Here is a 19,086-nt window from a genome sequence, read left to right on the forward strand (position 1 = left end):
CGTCACGACACTCACAGATATCCCAGTCCCTTCAACGCCTCTTCGGTCTCGGCCACCCACGCCGCGTACGCGGGCACCTGGGCGAGGGCCTCGAGGTCGATGTTCTGTCCTATGTAATCGAAGTAGTCGCCCAGGGGACGGCGGCCGCTCTGCGGGCGCACCGCGTCCAGCACGGGCTTCGGGTCTTGCAGTTTCTCCACGTCCCGGGGGCGTACGGGAAGCCGGTCGGGGTCGCTGCCGCGCAGCCGGGCCCACACCTCCCGGTCGGCCAGCAGCCACGCCTCGGTCTCGCGCACCGGGACGAGCGGGATCACCGGCGTGGTCAGGCCCCGATCGGCCAGCAGCTTGACGACGGTCTCGGCCTTGCCGCGCTCGTTATGATCGTTGTGGACGCAGATCAGGTGGCAGTCCGCGGCCAGTTCGAGCACCGCACGTCCGACCCGATCGGCATCCTTGATCGTCCAGCAGTCGCCGATCTCGGTTCGCTCGACGTCGACGACGTGTCTGCTCCCCTTCTCCGTCAGGGCCTGCAGTTGCCGGCGCACGACATGGCCGAGGAACCGCTCGTCGGTGGTGTTCTCGGCGAGCAGTCCCGGGACGAGCGGACGGCTCATGGCACGTCCTGCCGCACGGTGCCCAGGTACTTGCGGACCTGGCGCGGCGACACGAACGTCCCCGGCTCCCCCTCGTCCCGGACGGGCTTGGCCACGGTCACGCGGGACGTTCGCCCCGCGTCCGGGTCGACCCGGATCGCGGCGTCCATGAACACGAGCGACTCGGGATGCTCCCGGTACAGCTCAGACACCACCACCGGCGAGTGGCTGGTGATGATGACCTGCCGCAGCGGACGCTCCAGCGATTCGGGATCGTCGAGGTCGGTCACCCGCTCCCGGACGCGTCGCAGCAGTTCGGCGAGGCGCCCCGGATGCAGGCCGTTCTCGATCTCCTCGATCAGCAGGACGCCCGAATGGTCGGGATCGTGCAGGGCGGCGAGCAGCCCGAGGACCCGCAGCGTCCCGTCCGACAGCAGCGTGCTCGGTACGGCGCCCTGGCCGTCCATCACGAGGTCGAACGACCACTCCTGCCGTTTCTCGTCCACTTCGGTCTTGATTTCTCGCACGTCCGGGATCAGCGCCGCCAGGTCGACCATGAGGTCGGCGAACGCGTCCGTCTCGCTCACCCTCCCCAGCACCGCGGCCAGGTTCCCGCCGTCGACCAGCAACGGCCGCCGGTCAGCTTGGCTGCCCATCCCGCGCATCGCCTGCGGATTCGGCACGTACTGCCGCACGTTCGCCATCTGCGCGTCGATCCGGGCGGCCTTATCCTCATACAAAACGGCTTTGGCGGAGGAATCGTAGATTCTCTTGGAGCTCCGCGCCCTAACGGACCCGGGCACCTCCTCTGCGGCCTCCACGTCGACGATCGAGGTTCCGGACGTAGTGGGTTCGGGCACACCGGACCACTGGGCCGCCCCCACACGGCAGTCGATCGCACCGAACCCGTCTGACAATCGCACGAGCCGCCGCATGGCCATCGCGAACGCGTCCACCGTGGCCCCTTCGCCTGGCCGGTGGAACAGTTCCTGCGGCCGTCCCCGACGGGCCTGGAGGAGAGGATTCCGCCTGTAGTGCAGGCTATCGATGACGTACTCGATCGCGTCGAACAAGTTCGACTTGCCGCTCGAATTCGGGCCGACGAGAGCGAGGAACGGCGGCACGTCCAGCTTGAAGTCCAGGAAGGACTTGAAGCCGTCGATCTCGATTCGCGTGATCACGTGTCGCCGTTCCTCGTCGCCTAGAGTTCCGGGGCCTGTGCGAGGAGGGGGCCGCCCCAGCGGTCCTCGAGGGCGCGCTCGACGGCGGCGCCGACGCGGTAGACGCGGTCGTCGCCGAGGGTCGGGGCCATGATCTGCAGGCCGACCGGCAGGCCGTCCGCCAGGCCGCACGGCACCGAGATGGCGGCGTTGCCGGCGAGGTTCGACGGGATCGTGCACAGGTCGGCCAGGTACATGGCCATGGGGTCGTCGGCGCGCTCGCCGATCGGGAACGCCGTCGTCGGCGTGGTCGGCGAGATCAGCACGTCGACCTGCTCGAACGCGGCCTCGAAGTCGCGCTTGATGAGCGTCCGGACCTGCTGCGCCTTGCCGTAGTAGGCGTCGTAGTAGCCGGACGACAGCGCGTACGTGCCGAGCATGATGCGCCGCTTCACCTCGGGCCCGAAGCCCTCGGCGCGGGTCAGCGCCATGACCTCCTCGGCGCTGCGGGTGCCGTCGTCGCCGACGCGCAGGCCGTAGCGCATGGCGTCGAACCGGGCCAGGTTGGACGAGCACTCCGACGGGGCGATCAGGTAGTACGCGGGCAGCGCGTAGGAGAAGTTCGGGCAGGAGACCTCGACGACCTTCGCGCCGAGCGACTCCAGCAGCTCGACCGTCTCGTCGAACCGGGCCGTGACGCCGGGCTGGTAGCCGTCCCCGGCGAACTCCTTCACCACGCCGACGCGCAGGCCGTTGACGTCCGCGCGGCGCGCCGCCTCGACGACCGGCGGGACGGGACGGTCGATCGAGGTCGAGTCCATCCGGTCGTGGCCGCTGAACGCCTCGTGCAGCAGCGCCGCGTCCAGGACGTTCCGGGCGAACGGGCCCGGGGTGTCGAGCGACGACGCGAACGCGATGATCCCGTACCGGGACGACCCGCCGTAGGTGGGCTTCGTGCCGACGATGCCGGTGACCGCCGCGGGCTGCCGGATCGAGCCGCCGGTGTCGGTGCCCGTCGACAGCGGGGCCTCGTAGGCGGCGACCGCCGCGGACGAGCCGCCGGACGAGCCGCCCGGGATCCGCTCGAGGTCCCACGGGTTGCGGGTGACGCCGTAGGCGCTGTTCTCCGTGGACGAGCCCATGGCGAACTCGTCCATGTTCGTCTTGCCGAGGATGACGAGCCCGGCCTCGCGCAGGCGGGCCGTCACGGTCGCGTCGTACGGCGGCCGCCACCCCTCGAGGATCTTCGACCCGGCGGTGGTGGGCATGTCGCGGGTGGTGAAGACGTCCTTGTGCGCGATCGGGACGCCGGCCAGCGGGCCGAGCTCCTCGCCCGCCGCGCGGCGCTCGTCGATCGCGCGGGCCTGCGCGAGGGTCGTCTCGCGGTCGACGTGCAGGAACGCGTTGACGCGCCCGTCGACGGCGGCGATGCGGTCGAGGTGCGCCTCGGCGACCTCGACGGCGGACGCCTCACCCGCGGCCATCAGCTCGCCGAGTTCGGCGGCGCCCTTCCTGACCAGCTCGCTCATCAGGCTTCCTCTCCCAGGATCCGCGGCACCCGGAAGCGCTGCTCCTCGGCCGCGGGGGCGCCCGCGAGCGCCTGCTCCGGCGGGAGCGAGGGCCGGACCTCGTCGGCCCGGTAGACGTTGGTCAGCGGCAGCGCGTGCGAGGTCGGCGGGATGTCCTCCGCCGCGACCTCCTGCACCCGCGAGACCGCGGAGATGATCTGGTCGAGCTGGCCCGCGAGATGATCGAGCTCATCGTCGCCGAGCGCCAGCCGGGACAGCCGGGCGAGGTGCGCCACCTCGTCACGGGTGATGGCGGACATGAGTAAACCGTTCCTGGATTCGACTGGGTTGGGTCCCATCCTATGGGTCGGGTCATCTCCGCCCGACCGGATTTCCGCTGGCGAGCCCGGCACGCCGTTTCAGATCCCCGTGGAGGGAACGCTCTTGTCGTCCCCCTGGACGACGAGAGGAGCCGACGTGACCATCGGCGGCAGCATCGCACTGATCATCATCGGAGCCGTCCTGGCCTACGCGGTCGACTTCGACCTCAGCGGAGTCGACATCCGGCTGGTCGGCGTGATTTTGATGATCGGCGGCCTGATCGGGCTCGTCATCGGCCTCGTCCGGATCGCGGCCGCGCGCCGCGCGGTCGACCGCCGTCCCCCGCCCGCGGTGCGGGAGGAGCGCTACTACGAGGACGACCCGCGCCGCTACTGATCACGCCGCGGGTTCGGGGGCGCGGTCCATGTGGCGGCGGAGCCACTCGGTGGCGGTCTCGGCGTCCATCGGGCGGCCGAAGTGCCAGCCCTGCGCGGCGTCGCAGCCCATCTCGCGGAGGGCGGCCGCGGTCTGCGGGTCCTCGACGCCCTCGGCGACGGAGCGCAGCCCGAGCGTCCGGACGAGGTCCACGATCGAGCGGACGATCACCGCGTCGTCGGACGACTCGGTGAGCCGGCGGACGAACGAGGCGTCGATCTTGATCTCCTCGACGGGGAGCCGCTTGAGCCGCACGAGGGACGAGTAGCCGGTGCCGAAGTCGTCCAGGCTGAGCGGGATCCCGAGTTCGGCGAGCGCGGCGACGGTGTCGGACGCGTACGCGGGCTCGTTCATCAGGATCCGCTCGGTGATCTCCAGCTGGAGCGCGGCGGTGGGCAGCCCGCGGGCGAGGAGGCCCTCCTCGATGATCTCGGTGAGGCCGGTGTCGAGGAGGTCGCGGCCGGAGGCGTTCACCGCGACCTGGACGGCGAGGTTCTCCCGCCACCAGGCGGCGGCCTGCGCGAGGGCGGCCTCGACGACGTGGTGGGTGATCGAGCGCATCAGGTAGGTCTGCTCGGCGACGGACAGGAACGCCTCGGGTTCGAGGAGGCCCTGCTCGGGGTGCCGCCAGCGCAGCAGCGCCTCCATCCCGACGAGCTGGCCGTCGCGGAGCGAGACCTTCGGCTGGTAGAAGAGCTCCAGCTCGGAGCGGTCGACGGCGCGGCGCAGGTCGCCGAGCATGGTGAGCCGCGCCGGGGAGTTGCGGTCCTTCTGCGGGGAGTACACCTCGACGCCGGTGCGGGACTCCTTCGCGTTGTACATCGCGACGTCGGCGCGCTGCAGCAGGAGTTCGAAGTCGGGGGCGTGGTCGGGGAACAGCGCGATGCCGACGCTGGCCTCGAGGTCGAACGACAGGCCTTCCAGCCGGACGGGCTCGCTGAGCGCGGCGCGCAGGCGCGCGGCGACCTCGCGGGCGGCGTCCTCGTCGCGGACGGTCGGCAGCAGCACGGCGAACTCGTCGCCGCCGAGGCGGGCCACGAGGTCGCCGGGCCGGACGCTGTGGGTGAGACGGTGCGCGACGAGCTGCAGGAGGCGGTCGCCGGTGGGGTGCCCGAGGGTGTCGTTGACCTCCTTGAACCGGTCGAGGTCGAGCAGGAACAGCCCGGCCCGGCGGGGCGGCTCGGCCGTCTTGCGGCGGCGCCCGCGCAGGTGCCGGTGGGCGTCCTCGCCGCGGGCCTCGGCGAGCGCCTCCTCGGTGCGGACGATCAGCAGCTTGCGGTTCGGGAGCCCGGTGAGCGCGTCGTGCAGGGCCTGGTGCTCGCGCCGGACGGACACGGACGCGTTCAGGTACACGGCGATGAACGGCAGCACGATCAGCGGGACGAACGCGGCCGAGCGGTCCATCGCGACGACCATCAGCGGGGCGAGGCCGAGCAGCGCGAGGTGGACGAGGACCTGGTAGCCGAAGTCGAACCGCATCGCCTTCAGCAGCGGGACGCGTTCGTGCAGGGCGACGGCGGCGCTGACGAGCGTGTCGTTGCAGATGAAGTAGACGGTCCCGGCGAGGGCGATGGCCGGCAGGTCGGAGCCGTCCGGCACCCAGAGCGCGGACGGGGTCGCCAGGTCGCCGGTGAGGGCGAGCGCGAGCTGCGCGGCGCCGAGGCTGAGGGTGTACTGGGCGACGTTGAACGCGATCCGGTGCGGGGTGCGGCCGCGGAAGATGCCGCAGGTGACGACGGCGACGGCCTGGAGGGCGGCGGCGACCGGGAGGCCCGCGTACAGCAGCGCGGCGAACGAGAACGTGGTGGAGGTCGTGGCGCCGTTGTTCTCGGTGGAGCCCGGGGTGATGATCGGCCGCATCTCGCCGAAGACGATGAAGCAGCCCAGGATCCAGAAGACGGGGTTGCCGAGGAGCGCGTCCAGATCGGGACCGGTGAGCCCGGCGAAGGCGGAGCCGCCCGCCACGATGCCCAGCACGATGACGACGACGATGTAGATCCACAACGGGGAACCGCGGCGCGGCGCCGTGTTCCGCGTGTTGTTCGGGTCCTTCATCACCATCCTCGGGGGGATTCGCGGGGGACGTCCCCCGGGAACCGGACGTGCCGGACCCCGGGGACACCCCCGGGTGATACGTCCGGTGATTCAGGTGTGTCGTGATGAGAGGGAGAGTACGACCTCCGACGAACTTCGCGAAACCGGTTGCGTACGTTCCGTTATGCCCGGGACGCGCCCGCCCCTCTCCGGTGGGTAGTGAAAGTGTACCCCTGAGTAACGCAAAGCTGGTGGGCCCGGGTCAACCACATTTCGTCACTCTTCCGCACGGACAGCGACTTTTTTGGCCGCTTCCGGCCCGTCCGCCAGCAGAACGCGGAAGCCGTCCTCCTCCAGGACGGGCACGCCGAGTTTCATCGCCTTGTCGTACTTTGACCCGGGGCTGTCACCGACGACCACGAACCCCGTCTTCTTCGACACCGACCCCGACACCTTGCCGCCGAGCCGCTGCACCGCCTCGGTCGCCGAGTCGCGGCTGTACCCCTCCAGCGAACCGGTGATCACCACCGTGACGCCCTGCAGGGGACGCGGGCCCGCGGCGGCCTCGTCCTCCATCCGGACGCCCGCCGCGCGCCACTTGTCGACGATCTCGCGGTGCCAGTCGACCGCGAACCACGACTTGATCGACGCCGCGATGGTCGGGCCGACGCCGTCGACCGCCGCGAGCTCCTCCTCGGTCGCGTTCGCGATCGCGTCGATCGAGCCCATCTCGCGGGCCAGGTCGCGCGCGGCGGACGGCCCCACGTGCCGGATCGACAGGGCCACCAGCACCCGCCACAGCGGCTGCTTCTTCGCCTTCTCCAGCTCCTCGAAGAGGACCCCGACCGTCTTCTTCGGCTCGCCCTCCTTGTTGGCGAAGAACGTGACCTCCTTCCGCTCCCCCGTCTTCGGATCGATCTTCGGGGTGCCGCTGTCGGGGTCGAGCACCAGGCTCTTGATCGGCAGCAGCTCGTCCACGGTCAGGTGGAACAGGTCGCCCTCGTTCTTCACCGGCGGCTCGGCCGGCTCCAGCGGCTGCGTCAGCGCGGTCGCCGCGACGTACCCGAGCGCCTCGATGTCGAGCGCGTTGCGGCTCGCGACGAAGAACAGCCGCTCCCGCAGCTGCGCGGGGCACGACCGGGCGTTCGGGCAGCGGATGTCGGCGTCGCCCTCCTTCTCGTACGCCAGCTCGGTGCCGCACTCCGGGCAGTTCGCCGGCATGACGAACTCGCGCTCCGAGCCGTCCCGCAGGGCCGTCACGGGCGCGACGATCTCCGGGATGACGTCCCCGGCCTTGCGCAGGACGACCGTGTCGCCGATCAGGACGCCCTTGCGGACGACCTCGCTCGCGTTGTGCAGCGTCGCCCGCTCGACCGTCGACCCGGCGACCTTCACCGGGGCCATCACCCCGTACGGGGTGACGCGGCCGGTCCGGCCCACGCCGACCTTGATGTCGAGGAGCTTGGTGTTGACCTCCTCCGGCGGGTACTTCCACGCGATCGCCCAGCGCGGCGCCCGGCTCGTCGACCCGAGCCGCCGCTGCAGCGCGAACTGGTCGACCTTCACCGCGACCCCGTCGATCTCGTACGCCGGATCGTGCCGGTGCTCGCCGTACTCGGCGATGTACTCGCGGACGGCGTCCATCCCGCCGACGACCTTGTACCGGTCGCTGACCGGCAGGCCCCACGCGCGCATCAGCTCGTACGCCCCGGACTGGCTCTGCGGCCGCGTCCCGCCCTCCCAGGCGCCGAACCCGTGCACGAGCATGCCGAGCGGCCGCTTCGCGGTGACCCGCGGGTCCTTCTGCCGCAGCGACCCGGCCGCCGCGTTGCGCGGGTTGGCGAACGGCTCCTTGCCCGCCTCCACCTGCGCCGCGTTGACCTGCTCGAACCCCTCGACGGGCAGGAAGACCTCGCCGCGGACCTCCAGGACGTCCGGGTGGCCGTCCCCCGCGAGCCGGCCCGGGACGTCGGCGATCGTCCGCACGTTGTGCGTGACGTCCTCGCCGGTGCGCCCGTCCCCGCGGGTGACGGCGCGGACGAACCGTCCCCGCTCGTACGTGACCGCGATCGCCAGGCCGTCGATCTTCAGCTCGCACAGGTAGCCCGCGACCTCGCCGACCTCCTTGACGACGCGCTCGTCCCAGGCGAGCAGCTCGTCGGCGCTCATCGCGTTGTCGAGGCTCTGCATCCGCTCCAGATGCGCGACGGTCGCGAAGTCGGTGGTGATCGGCGCGCCGACCTTCTGGGTGGGCGAGTCGGGCGTGACCAGCTCGGGGTGCCGTTCCTCCAGCTCCCGCAGCTCCCGCATCATGCGGTCGTACTCGGCGTCGGTGAGCGTCGGCTGGTCGAGGACGTAGTAGCGGTAGTTGCCCTCGTCGATCCGCTCGCTCAGCTCCAGATGCCGCTGCCGTGCCTCGCTGGGAACACCATCGCTCGTGGTCATGCCCCTATTTTCCCCGGTGCCACCAACATTCCGGCAGGGGGACGCGCCCTACTCCTCCGCGGCTTCGTACAGCATGCGCGCGGTATCGCGGCAGCGTTTCAACGCTTCCCGGACGTACCGGGGCGAGGCGCCCGCCATCCCGCAGGCGGGCGTGACGACGACCTGGCGCGCCAGCCGCGCGGGCGGGAACCCGAACCGCCGCCACAGCTCCCGGACCGGCTCGGCCGTCGCCCGCAGCGGCGGCAGGGCCGCGTCGGTCGCCGGGACCGCGCCGAGGAACAGGCCCACGCCCGCGTCGATCGTCTCCCCCACGACGTCGTCGTCGCGCCTCGGCACGTACCGCAGGTCGATCGAGAGCGCCTTCGCGCCCGCCCGGCGCAGCAGCCCGAACGGGACGTTCCGGGCGCAGCAGTGGACGAGCGGGAACGCGGCGTCGCCCGCGCAGGCCGCGTCGATCGTCCGCCGCAGGACGTCCTCGGCGACCGGCTCCTCGATCGCCCGCAGCCGGCCGAACCCGCTCGCGGTCGGGACCGTCCCGGCGAGCGCCGCCGGCAGGGCCGGTTCGTCCAGCTGCAGCAGGATCCGCGCCGCGGGCAGGCGCCGCCGGACGTCCGCGACGTGCGCCGCCACGCCCTCGGCGAGCGACGCGGCCAGGTCGCGGACGGCGCCCGGGTCCTTGATGGCGCGGTCGCCGTGCCGCAGCTCGATCGTGCTCGCCAGCGTCCACGGGCCGCACACCTGGATCTTGAACGGCCCGTCGTGCGTCCCCGCGACCTCCTCCAGGACGTCGAGGTCGCGCGCCAGGTGGTCGCGGGTGCGGACGGTGTCGCGGCCGGGCCGGTCGGAGAACCGCCAGCCGGACGGCTCCAGGTGCACCGGCATGTCCACCAGCAGCCCGGCGGACCGCCCGACCATGTCGGCGCCGGGTCCGCGCGCGGGCAGTTCCGGCAGGTGCGGCAGCTCCGGCACCTCGCCGAGCACGATCCGGAGGATCTCCTCCGGATCGTCGCCCGGATACGAGCCCACACCGGTCGCCGCCCCGACCCGCCACGGATAGTCGTTCACGTGGGAAAGCCTAGCGGCGCGTGATCACAGCAGTTGCGCGAGGCGGTCGAGGTACCGGAGGGTGTCGTCCTCCGGCTCTGTCTTGAGGTTGAACAGCACCTCGTCCACCCCGGCGTCCGCGAGCGCCTCGACGGCCTCGCGCTTGCCCGGCGCGGCGAACACCGTGACCGGCACGCGCCGTCCCGCGCGTTCCCGCAGCTCCGCGATCTGCGCGGCGAAGGCGTCCGTGCCGCGCCCGTAGATCGGCATCCAGCCGTCGCCGAACTCGACGACGCGGTCGAAGGTGGTCGGCCCCGCGCCGCCGATCAGCACGGGCGGGTGCGGGTCCTGGACGGGCTTCGGGTAGCTGAACACGGGGTCGAAGTCGACGAACTCGCCGTGGAACTCCGCCTCCTCGCTCGTCCACAGCTCCTTGACGGCCAGCACGCGCTCGCGCAGCAGCCGCATCCGGGTCTTCGGCTCGGTGCCGTGGTTGCGCATCTCCTCCCGGTTCCAGCCCGCGCCGACGCCGAGCACCGCGCGCCCGCCGGAGACCAGGTCGAGGGACGCGACCTCCTTCGCCAGGATGATCGGGTCCCGCTGAACGACCAGCGCGATCCCGGTGCCGAGCCGCAGCCGGTCCGTCACGCTCGCGACCGCCGACAGGACGACGAACGGATCGAGCGTCCGGTAGTACATGCGCGGGAGCTCGGCGCCGCCGGGCCACGGCGACTCCCGCTTCACCGGGATGTGCGTGTGCTCGGCCAGGAACAGCGACCCGAATTCGCGCTCCTCCAGCGCCCGCCCGAGCGCCGCCGGCGCGATCCCGTCATCGGTCACGAACGTCGAAACACCGAACTGCACGGCACCTCCAGAGACTCGCCAGAGCCGAATCGTACTGACGGCGGTCCCCGGCGCCACAGGCCGCGTGCGCCCGCCCGCCCGAGAAGGCGGGGCCGGCGGGCTCGTCGGCGACCTGCTCTGGACGGACGGCCGGTCAGGCGGGAACGCGGGCGGTCTCGGCGATCGTCGCGGAGGCCAGGACCCGGTCGCCCTCGTACAGGACGGCGGCCTGGCCGGACGCGACGCCGCGCGCGGGCGCGCGGAGGCGGACGCGCAGGACGTCGCCGTCGAGTTCGGCCGTGCAGTCGTGGACCTCGCCGTGGGCGCGCAGCTGCACCTGGCAGCCGAACGGCCCGGCGGGGGGCTCGCTCAGCCAGATCGGGCGCTCGCCGGTGATCTCGTGGACGTCCAGGGCCTCGCGGGGGCCGACGGTGACGGTGTTCGTGACCGGCGAGATGTCGAGGACGTAGCGGGGGCGCCCGTCGGGCGCGGGGGTGCCGATGCGCAGGCCCTTGCGCTGCCCGATCGTGTACGCGTACGCGCCGTCGTGCTCGCCGACCTCGTTGCCGTCGGCGTCGACGATCGGGCCCTTCGCGGTGCCGAGGCGCTCGGCGAGGAAGCCGCGGGTGTCGCCGTCGGCGATGAAGCAGATGTCGTGGCTGTCGGGCTTGTCGGCGACCTGCAGGCCGCGCCGCTCGGCCTCGCGGCGGATGTCGGCCTTCGCGGTGTCGCCGAGCGGGAACAGCGCGTGCGCGAGCTGCTCGGGCGTGCACACGGCCAGGACGTACGACTGGTCCTTGCCCGCGTCGACGCCGCGGCGCAGGACGCCGTCCTCCAGCCGGGCGTAGTGGCCGGTGCAGACGGCGTCGAAGCCGAGGGCCATCGCCCGGTCGAGCAGCGCGGCGAACTTGATCTTCTCGTTGCAGCGCAGGCACGGGTTCGGGGTGCGGCCCGCGGCGTACTCGCTGACGAAGTCCTCGACGACGTCCTCGTGGAAGCGCTCCGCGAGGTCCCAGACGTAGAACGGGATGCCGATCACGTCCGCGGCGCGGCGGGCGTCCCGCGAGTCCTCCAGGGTGCAGCAGCCGCGCGCGCCCGTCCGGTACGACTGCGGGTTGCTGGACAGGGCCATGTGGACGCCGGTGACGTCGTGCCCGGCCTCGGCGGCGCGGGCGGCGGCCACGGCGGAGTCGACGCCGCCGGACATGGCGGCGAGTACGCGCAGAGTCATAGTCCTTCGAGCGTACGCGCTGCGGAGCCCCGCCCACATCGGGTTAACGGCGGGACGGGCGCGCCGCGGGGTGAACGGGACGCGACGGGGACGCGGCGACGGATCGTCCGGCGGCTCGCGTAGGGTTACGACGCGGGCTCCGTGAAGGCCCGGCCCCGTCACCCCACGACAAGGAAGAGACGTACAGGTGGGAATCTTCCGCCGTCCGCGCGACGCGTCCGCCACCGCACCGCCCGCGGTCGGCGAGTTCTGGGAATGGTGGGGCCAGGCGCGCCCGACGATCGAGTCGTCGCTGGCGGCCGGTCCGGACGAGCAGGAGCCCGGCGAGCCGCCGGGCGAGGGGCTGTCGGCCGACACCATCGAGGAGCTGTCCCGCCGCGTCCACAAGATCCACCCGGGGCTGCAGTGGGAGATCGGCGGCGCCGAGGACCGGGCGCCCTCGCTGACGCTGACCGGCGGCGGCGACCCCGAGCTGCGCGGCCTCGCCGAACGGTGGGTGCGGGCCGCGCCCAAGACGTCCGGCGACTGGAGCTTCTACCCCGCGCGGCAGGCCGACCCGGAGATGCTCTCCCAGGACCTCGTCCTCGGCGACCACGAGTTCGACCTGGAGTACGTGCGGCTCGGCATGCGGGCCGACGCCGGACGGGCGAAGGTGCACATCACCGCGTACCACCCCGACTTCCTGTTCGTCCCCGAGGAGCAGCAGCGGCAGGTCGCCTCGCACGTCCTCGACTGGGCGCTCGGCGAGGACGACGTGGCCCGCTGGGTCGGCGACGTGACGATCGCGCTGGAGGCGCCGATCGACTCGCTGCCGCCCGCGATGCTCGGCTCCGTCGTCGAGCAGGTCGCCGAGCCGTTCGGCGAGCCCGCGTGGCTGAGCGGCGAGGGCCGCACGCCGCGCGGCCATCCCGCCCGGGTCGGCGCGCGGTTCCCGCTGCACCGGCAGGACTACCCGCTCTGCGACGTGCACGTCGCGATCACCGTCCCGTACCGGCACAGCAACCCCGACCGGCTCCCGGTGGAGCCGTCCTCGGGGGCGCTGCACGCGTTCGAGAAGAAGCTCGCCAAGCTGGGCGACCGGGCGGTGCTGGCCGTGCGGGAGACGGGCGACGGCCTGCGCGTGTTCCACCTGTACGCCGACCCCGACTCGGGCGTCGTCGGCGAGCTCGACCAGCTCGCCGCGGGCTGGTCGGAGGGCAAGGCGAAGGTCTCCTCGACCAACGACCCCGGCTGGAAGGCGCTGGCCCCCTACCGGCCCTGACCGGGCCGGACGGCCTCCACCTTCCGCCAGCGCGCCTCGCAGCACGAGTACACGCCGAAGACCACCACGCCGAGGGCGACGGCGACGAGCCCCCACACCCCGGCGGGCGTCCCGGCGAACTCGCGGAGCGTGCCGTCCAGCCCGTGCGCCTTCCCCGGGTCGTAGCTGACCGCCGCGTACCCGAGGAACACCCCGGCCGCGCCGATCACCAGGCCCCGCGCCACGTTGCCGACGGCCCCGAGCGGCTCCACGACGCGGCGCACGCGCCGTCCCATCTGGCCGAGCTTGAGCTCGTCCAGGAACTTGCGGCGCGCGGCGGTGTACAGGACGTATCCGCCGACGGCGACGAACCCCGCGGCGACCGCGAGGAGCAGCCACCGCCCGCCCGGTTCCTCCATCAGCCGCGCCGTGAACGTCTTCGACTGCTGGTCGCCCGACGCGCCCCTGTGCCCGAGCATGAACGCCAGGATCGCCGCGAACCCGGCCGTGTAGAGGAGCCCCCGCCCGGCCGATCCGAGCCGCTCGTGCGCCTTGTGGCCGTCCGGGACCGGACGCCCGTACAGCGCCTCCGCGAACTGCCAGAGCGCGAGGGCCGCGAACCCGGCCGTCATGAGCCACAGCACGACCGTCCCGCCGGGCTGGTCGGCGACGGTCGTCAGGGCGCCGCTCCGGTCGGCCTCCTCGCCGCCGTTCCCGAACGCGATCTGGAGCGCCAGCACCCCGATCAGCACGTACAGGAATCCGCGCGCCGCCAGCCCCACCCGGGACAGCCGGTGGAACCACGGGTGCCCGGCCGCCCTGCGTCCCGCGTCCCGCACGGCGCCGCCGTTCGCCACGCTCGTCATCGCTCTCGGCCCTCGCAATCCTCTGTCAACGAACGGCAAAGCCGTCCCCTGCGAGGCCCCGATCAAACCTGGACGCGACGACGGGCGGCCCGGTAAGCCCCCGCCCCACCCGCGGAAACCAGCGGCCTCCGGCCCCGGAGTCGGTGCGCCGCCGGGGTCAGGTCAGGCCGGCTCGGCGGGCTCGTTCCACGGCGGGGGCGATGGCGTCGGCGAGGGCCTTGACGTCGGCCTCGGTGGAGGTGTGGCCGAGGGTGAAGCGGAGCGAGCCGCGGGCGCGCTCGGGGCCGGCGCCCATCGCCGTCAGGACGTGGCTGGGCTGGGAGACGCCGGCCGAGCAGGCCGAACCGGTGGAGCAGGCGATGCCGCGGGCGTCCAGCAGCATGAGGAGCGCGTCGCCCTCGCAGCCGGGGAAGGAGAAGTGCGCGTTGCCGGGGAGGCGGTCGCGGGGGTCGCCGTTCAGGATCGCGTCCGGGACGGCCGCGCGGACGGCCTCGATGAGGCGGTCGCGGAGGGCGGCGAGGCGGTCGGCCTCGGCGGCGCGGCGGCGGGCGGCGACCTCGACGGCGGCGGCGAAGCCGGCGATGGCGGGGGTGTCGAGGGTGCCGGAGCGGACGTCGCGTTCCTGGCCGCCGCCGTGCAGGAGGGGCACGGGGTCGAGGTGCAGCGGCTCCTTCGGCTTCGCGAGCAGGAGCGCGCCGACGCCGAGCGGGCCGCCGAGCTTGTGGCCGGTGAGGGTGAGGGCCTGGACGCCGCTCGCGGCGAACGACACGGGGAGCGTCCCGGCGGCCTGGACGGCGTCGGTGTGCAGGGGGACGCCGCGTTCGCGGGCGGCCGCGGCGAGTTCGGCGATCGGCTGGACGGTGCCGACCTCGTTGTTCGCCCACATGACGGTGGCGAGGGCGACGTCGGAGCCGTCGCCGAGCGCGTCCCGCAGCGTATTGGGACGGACGCGCCCCAGTTCGTCCACGGGGAGCCAGTCGACCTCGGCGCCCTCGTGGTCGGCGAGCCACTGCACCGAGTCGAGGACGGCGTGGTGCTCGACGGCGGAGGCGAGCACGCGGGTGCGGGCGGAATCGGCGGCGCGGCGGGCCCAGTACAGGCCCTTGACCGCGAGGTTGTCGGACTCGGTGCCGCCCGAGGTGAACACGACCTCGCTGGGCCGGGCGTCGAACGCCTCGGCGATCAGCTCGCGGGACTCCTCCACGATCCGGCGGGCGGTGCGCCCGACGGCGTGCAGCGAGGACGGGTTGCCGAGCTCGTGCAGCCGTGCCGTCATCGCCTCAACGGCCTCCGGCAGCATGGGGGTCGTCGCCGCATGGTCGAGGTAGGTCACCACGGCGTCAACAGTATCCGCGCGCGCGGTGTTCCCCGCAGGTGGCCGCGCGGTTGCGGGAATGCGCCAGTGAGGGCGCCGGTTGGCAACTGTACCGTCCGGTCGGTACAGTGGAGTGGTCATGACGAAGAACGCCCTTCTGGACGCCGCGGAGGCGGTGCTCTCCGAGCACGGCACGCAGGCGCTGACGCTCACCGCGGTCGCCGACCGCGCCGGCGTCTCCAAGGGCGGGCTGCTGTACCACTTCCCGTCCAAGGAAGCGCTCGTCAAGGCGATGGTGGCGCGGGTCATCGAGGAGTTCGACGACCTGATCGCCGCGTACCTGGGCAAGGACGACGGGACGCCCGGCGCCTACAGCCGCGCGTACGTCGAGGCGACCTTCGAGATCCTCACCGGCGAGGCCCGGGCCTACCGGCGGTGGTCGGCCATCACGGCCGCCGCGACGGACCCGGAGCAAGCTGAGCCGCTGAACGAGGCCATGCGCCGCTGGCACGGCCGCGCCTCCGGCGAGGACGCCGACCCGGTCGCCGCGGCGGTCGTCCGGCTGGCGGCCGAGGGCCTGTGGGAAGTCGTGAGCCACGCGCCGGAGCTGTACGACGAGGATCAGCTCGCGGCGCTGAAACGGCGGCTGCTCGACCTGCTCGGCTAGCACCGCCCGATCCCCGGGGCGCCGGGGCCGTCCGCGGCCCCCTGGAACGCTCCACATTCGTGACCGTCCGGTTCCCGGCCGCGCCCCCGCGCGGCCGGGCGCACGTCCGGGGCCCTCCGCCCCGCCGAGTTCGGAAAGAGGTGAACCATGCTGCTCCGCGCCCGTACCGGGACGTTCCTGACCTTCGCCCTCGCGGGCCTGCTCACCGGTGTCTGGGTCGCGCGGATGCCCGCGCTGGCCGAGAAGTTCGGGACGTCCGAGAGCGAGATCGGCATCGTCGTCCTCGTCTGGGGGCTCGGCGCGGTCGTCGCCATGCAGGCGCTGCGGGGGGTGATGGCGCGCGCCGGGAGCCGGGGCGCGCTGCGGGTCGCGCTGCCGCTGACCGCGCTGGCGTACGTCGCGGTCGCGCTCGCCCCGACCTACTGGTCGCTGCTCGCCGCCGTGGTGGCGTTCGGGATGACGTTCGGGATCACCGACATCGCGATGAACGCGCAAGCCAGCGTGGTCGAGCAGGCGTACCGGCGGCCGATCATGAGCGGCATGCACGCCGGCTGGTGCATCGGCGCGATGACCGGCGGGCTGGTCGGCGTCGCGACGGCGGCGCTCGGCCTCGGCTTCACCGCGACGGTGCTGATCGCCGCGCTGTTCGCGCTGCCCGCCGGGCTCGCGCTCGGCCGCACCTACCTGCCCGACCCGGACGCGCCCGCCGAGGCGGGGACGGGCGGGCGGCGCCGCCGGCTGCCGGTCGCCGTCTACCTGATCGGCGTGCTGGGCTTCATCGCGTTCATGACCGAGGGGTCGATCGCCGACTGGAGCAGCCTGATGCTGCACGACGAGCTCGGCGCGACCGAGTCCCTGGCGGCGCTCGGATACCCGATGTTCGAGCTGGCGATGCTGATCGGACGGCTCGTCGGCGACCGCGTCCGGATGCGGGTCGGCACGCGGCGGCTGCTGGCGGGCGCCGGTCTCGGCACCGCCGCCGGGATGACGGTCGTGGTGCTCGCCCCGACCGCGCACGTGGCGATCGCCGGGTTCTTCCTGACGGGCCTGGTCGTCTGCGTGGTCGTCCCGACGACGATCTCGCTGGCCGGGACCGCCGCGCCGGACCGTCCGGCCGCCGCGGTCGCGCAGGTCGGCGCGATGGGCTACGGCGGGCTGCTGCTCGGCCCGGTCGTGGTCGGGTTCCTCGCGGACGCGACGTCGCTGCGGCTCGGCGTCGGCGTGGTCGTCGTGCTTGCGCTGCTGATCGCGGCCGGTGCCCGGTTCGTCCCGCTGGGCGAGGGCGCCGACCCGGCCGCCGTGCCGTACGTCCCCGGACGGGACGGCGCCGACGCGCCGGCCGCCGGGCGGGACGAGGCGGCGCCGAAGCCGGTCGCCGCCTGAAGGAATCCTGTATAACCCCTTTCTGGCCGTATGAGGCGCGGCCGGGCGGAAGGGGTGACCGATGAGCGGGTGGCGGGTTCCGGAGTACACCGAGCTGCGCGTGCTCGGCGAGGGCGCGCAGGGACGGGTGGTGCTGGCCCGCCACGACGCCACGGGGCTCCCGGCCGCGATCAAGTACCTCGCGGCCGGGCTCGCCGCCGACCCGGGCTTCCGGGTCCGGTTCCGGGCGGAGGCCGACCTGCTCCGGCGGCTGCGCAACCCGTACGTCGCGCGCCTGTACGGGCTGGTCGAGACCGGCGAGGGCGCGGCGATCGTCATGGAGGCCGTGGACGGCGCGTCCCTGCGGGAGGTGCTCGCCGAGCGCGGCCCGCTCGCGCCCGAGGCGGCCCTGGCGGTGCTCAAGGGCTCGCTGCTGGGGCTGGCCGCCGCGCACGACGTCGGGATCGTGCACCGCGACTACAAGCCCGCGAACGTGATCGTCCGGGGCGACGGGCTGAGCAAGCTCATCGACTTCGGCATCGCGGTCGACGCGGGCGAGGCCGGGCGGTCGGGCACGCCGGTCTACATGGCGCCCGAGCAGTGGCGCGACGAGCCCGCCTCCCCCGCGACCGACGTGTACGCGGCGACGTGCGTGTTCTTCGAGTGCGTCACCGGGCGGCGGCCGTACACGGCCGAGGACCGGGCCGGGCTGATGGGGCGGCACCTGACCGCGCCGATCCCCGTCGAGGACGTCCCCGAGCCGCTGCGGCCGCTGGTGGAGAGCGGGCTCGCGAAGGACCCGTGGGAGCGTCCGCGCGGCGCCGCCGCGTTCGTGACCGAGCTGGAGGCCGCGGCGGCCGCCGCGTACGGCCCGGACTGGGAGGGGCGCGGCGTGCGCACGCTGGCGACGGCCGCCGCCGCGCTGTCGATGCTGTTCCCGCTGACCGCCCTGGGCCTCGGCTCCGGCGGCGCGGCCGCGTCGGGAACGGCGGCGGCCGGTGCCGCGGGCGCCTCCGGCGCGGGCGCCGCGGGCGCGGGCGGTGCCGGCGCGGGCGGCGGTGCGGCGGGCACGGCCGGGGCCGGTGCCGCGGGGAAGGGCGTCGTCGGGGCGCTCGGCGCCAAGGGCGCGGCGGCGGTCGCGGGCGGCGCGGCCGCGGTGGCGATCGGCGGGACGGCGGTGTACGTCACGGCCTCCGACGCCGAGCCCCCGCCGCAGCGGCTCGACTTCCGGACGGTGGCCCTCCAGGTGCCCGCGGCGACCCTGAACGGGGGCGGGACGTTCCAGGTGGAGGGGCAGGTCGTGCGGGTCACCGGGTTCCGCGACCGGGCGCTCCAGGACCGGGTCAACCGGGCCGTCCGCGCGCCGCTGGACCGCCTGTTCGCGAGCAACCGCAGAGGGCTCGCCGATCTCCCGGGGTCGTTCACGAACGTCGTCACGCCGACCGTCCTGCTGCGCAACGACCGGCTCCTGTCGGTCTGGTACGAGACGAACGTACAGGGCAACGTCGGGACCGGGTGGAACCCGGCGCGGGCCGTGACCGTGGACCTGACCGACGGCACCGAGTACCGGCCGATCGACCTGTTCCGCGACCCGGCCCCGCAGGGCGTCCGCCCGCTCAACGAGCTCGTCCCGGCGCACCTGCCGGGCGGCGTGATCTGCGTGCCGGAGTTCGGGGACCGGTTCGCCCGGGACATCCGGGCCGAGGACCTGCGGGAGGAGCAGGTCGTGGTCGGCCTGACGCCCTCCGGGATCCGGGTCGGATTCCACGCCGCGGTGCTCGGCTACGTGAGCGCCTGCGGGAAGAAGGCCGCGGACATCCCGTACGCGCAGGCCGACGACCTGCTGAAGCCGGACCTGCTCGCCGCCGTGCCGTACCCGGGCGGGAGCCCGTCCCCCGCGCGGTCGTGACCGGCCGGTCGTGACCGTCCGGTCCCGGCATGCCGGACGCCCCGGACGGCCCGTGAACCCGCGGTCACGAGCGAACGTCCGTCGGGTCCGTCGGGTCGAGCCCGCGCAGCGCC

General features: G+C 73.4%; 17 protein-coding genes. 6 read left to right on the top strand and 11 right to left on the bottom strand.

All coding sequences use genetic code 11. The features are described 5' to 3' along the window. Positions 1-11: 11 nt before the first annotated feature. Both AB0L25_RS18395 and AB0L25_RS18400 read right to left on the bottom strand, forming a co-directional pair. Positions 12-614, bottom strand: coding sequence for a DUF4276 family protein (locus AB0L25_RS18395; RefSeq protein ID WP_500173533.1), 603 nt, complete (start codon positions 612-614; stop codon positions 12-14). Then, a complete protein-coding gene (locus tag AB0L25_RS18400) occupies positions 611-1,333 on the bottom strand; it encodes an AAA family ATPase (protein ID WP_500173535.1) in 723 nt (240 codons plus the stop codon). The genes AB0L25_RS18395 and AB0L25_RS18400 overlap by 4 nt, the downstream gene beginning before the upstream one ends. A gap of 237 nt (positions 1,334-1,570) precedes the next feature. Here AB0L25_RS18400 and AB0L25_RS18405 point away from each other — a divergent pair, with 237 nt between their 5' ends. Beyond that, positions 1,571-1,798, top strand: coding sequence for a hypothetical protein (locus AB0L25_RS18405; RefSeq protein ID WP_500173537.1), 228 nt, complete (start codon positions 1,571-1,573; stop codon positions 1,796-1,798). Here the strand turns inward: AB0L25_RS18405 and gatA are convergent. Continuing rightward, positions 1,795-3,282, bottom strand: a complete 1,488-nt coding sequence (gene gatA / locus AB0L25_RS18410) for an Asp-tRNA(Asn)/Glu-tRNA(Gln) amidotransferase subunit GatA (protein WP_500173539.1) — start codon at positions 3,280-3,282, stop codon at positions 1,795-1,797. The genes AB0L25_RS18405 and gatA overlap by 4 nt on opposite strands. Then, positions 3,282-3,581: an Asp-tRNA(Asn)/Glu-tRNA(Gln) amidotransferase subunit GatC gene (gene gatC / locus AB0L25_RS18415; protein WP_026403875.1), complete on the bottom strand. Its 300-nt coding sequence runs from the start codon at positions 3,579-3,581 to the stop codon at positions 3,282-3,284. Before gatC ends, gatA begins: the two co-directional genes overlap by 1 nt. Before the next feature lie 157 nt (positions 3,582-3,738). Between gatC and AB0L25_RS18420 the strand changes: the two genes are divergently transcribed. After that, positions 3,739-3,978, top strand: a complete 240-nt coding sequence (locus AB0L25_RS18420; RefSeq protein WP_500173542.1) for a DUF6458 family protein — start codon at positions 3,739-3,741, stop codon at positions 3,976-3,978. On the opposite strand, the gene AB0L25_RS18425 is transcribed toward AB0L25_RS18420, so the two are convergent. The 5 genes from AB0L25_RS18425 to mnmA form a co-directional block, all read right to left on the bottom strand. After that, positions 3,979-6,072: a putative bifunctional diguanylate cyclase/phosphodiesterase gene (locus AB0L25_RS18425; protein WP_500173544.1), complete on the bottom strand. Its 2,094-nt coding sequence runs from the start codon at positions 6,070-6,072 to the stop codon at positions 3,979-3,981. It abuts the gene before it with no gap. Positions 6,073-6,327: 255 nt separating this feature from the next. After that, complete coding sequence (gene ligA, locus AB0L25_RS18430) at positions 6,328-8,496, bottom strand: NAD-dependent DNA ligase LigA (RefSeq protein ID WP_500173546.1); 2,169 nt, start codon at positions 8,494-8,496, stop codon at positions 6,328-6,330. A gap of 48 nt (positions 8,497-8,544) precedes the next feature. Then, positions 8,545-9,561, bottom strand: coding sequence for a methionine synthase (locus tag AB0L25_RS18435; RefSeq protein ID WP_500173548.1), 1,017 nt, complete (start codon positions 9,559-9,561; stop codon positions 8,545-8,547). 24 nt (positions 9,562-9,585) lie between these two features. Next, positions 9,586-10,404, bottom strand: a complete 819-nt coding sequence (locus AB0L25_RS18440) for an LLM class F420-dependent oxidoreductase (RefSeq protein ID WP_500173549.1) — start codon at positions 10,402-10,404, stop codon at positions 9,586-9,588. 133 nt (positions 10,405-10,537) lie between these two features. Next, a complete protein-coding gene (gene mnmA, locus AB0L25_RS18445; RefSeq protein ID WP_500173551.1) occupies positions 10,538-11,614 on the bottom strand; it encodes a tRNA 2-thiouridine(34) synthase MnmA in 1,077 nt (358 codons plus the stop codon). 187 nt (positions 11,615-11,801) lie between these two features. Here mnmA and AB0L25_RS18450 point away from each other — a divergent pair, with 187 nt between their 5' ends. Beyond that, positions 11,802-12,875, top strand: a complete 1,074-nt coding sequence (locus tag AB0L25_RS18450) for a DUF695 domain-containing protein (RefSeq protein ID WP_500173554.1) — start codon at positions 11,802-11,804, stop codon at positions 12,873-12,875. Here AB0L25_RS18450 and AB0L25_RS18455 read toward each other — a convergent pair. Next, positions 12,863-13,720, bottom strand: coding sequence for a DUF1206 domain-containing protein (locus tag AB0L25_RS18455; RefSeq protein WP_500173556.1), 858 nt, complete (start codon positions 13,718-13,720; stop codon positions 12,863-12,865). The two genes, AB0L25_RS18450 and AB0L25_RS18455, sit on opposite strands and share 13 nt — an antisense overlap. 157 nt (positions 13,721-13,877) lie before the next feature. After that, on the bottom strand, positions 13,878-15,053 hold the full coding sequence (locus AB0L25_RS18460; protein ID WP_500173573.1) for a cysteine desulfurase family protein: 1,176 nt from the start codon (positions 15,051-15,053) through the stop codon (positions 13,878-13,880). A 121-nt stretch (positions 15,054-15,174) separates the two neighbouring features. Between AB0L25_RS18460 and AB0L25_RS18465 the strand changes: the two genes are divergently transcribed. From AB0L25_RS18465 to AB0L25_RS18475, 3 genes are all read left to right on the top strand, one after another. Further along, entirely contained in the window at positions 15,175-15,702 is a 528-nt protein-coding gene (locus tag AB0L25_RS18465) for a TetR/AcrR family transcriptional regulator (RefSeq protein WP_500173558.1), read from the top strand. A gap of 147 nt (positions 15,703-15,849) precedes the next feature. Beyond that, positions 15,850-17,085, top strand: a complete 1,236-nt coding sequence (locus AB0L25_RS18470; RefSeq protein WP_500173559.1) for an MFS transporter — start codon at positions 15,850-15,852, stop codon at positions 17,083-17,085. Positions 17,086-17,146: 61 nt separating this feature from the next. Continuing rightward, positions 17,147-18,973, top strand: coding sequence for a serine/threonine-protein kinase (locus tag AB0L25_RS18475; protein ID WP_500173561.1), 1,827 nt, complete (start codon positions 17,147-17,149; stop codon positions 18,971-18,973). Positions 18,974-19,086 lie beyond the last annotated feature (113 nt).

Source organism: Spirillospora sp. NPDC052242, assembly GCF_040679555.1.
GTDB lineage: Bacteria > Actinomycetota > Actinomycetes > Streptosporangiales > Streptosporangiaceae > Spirillospora.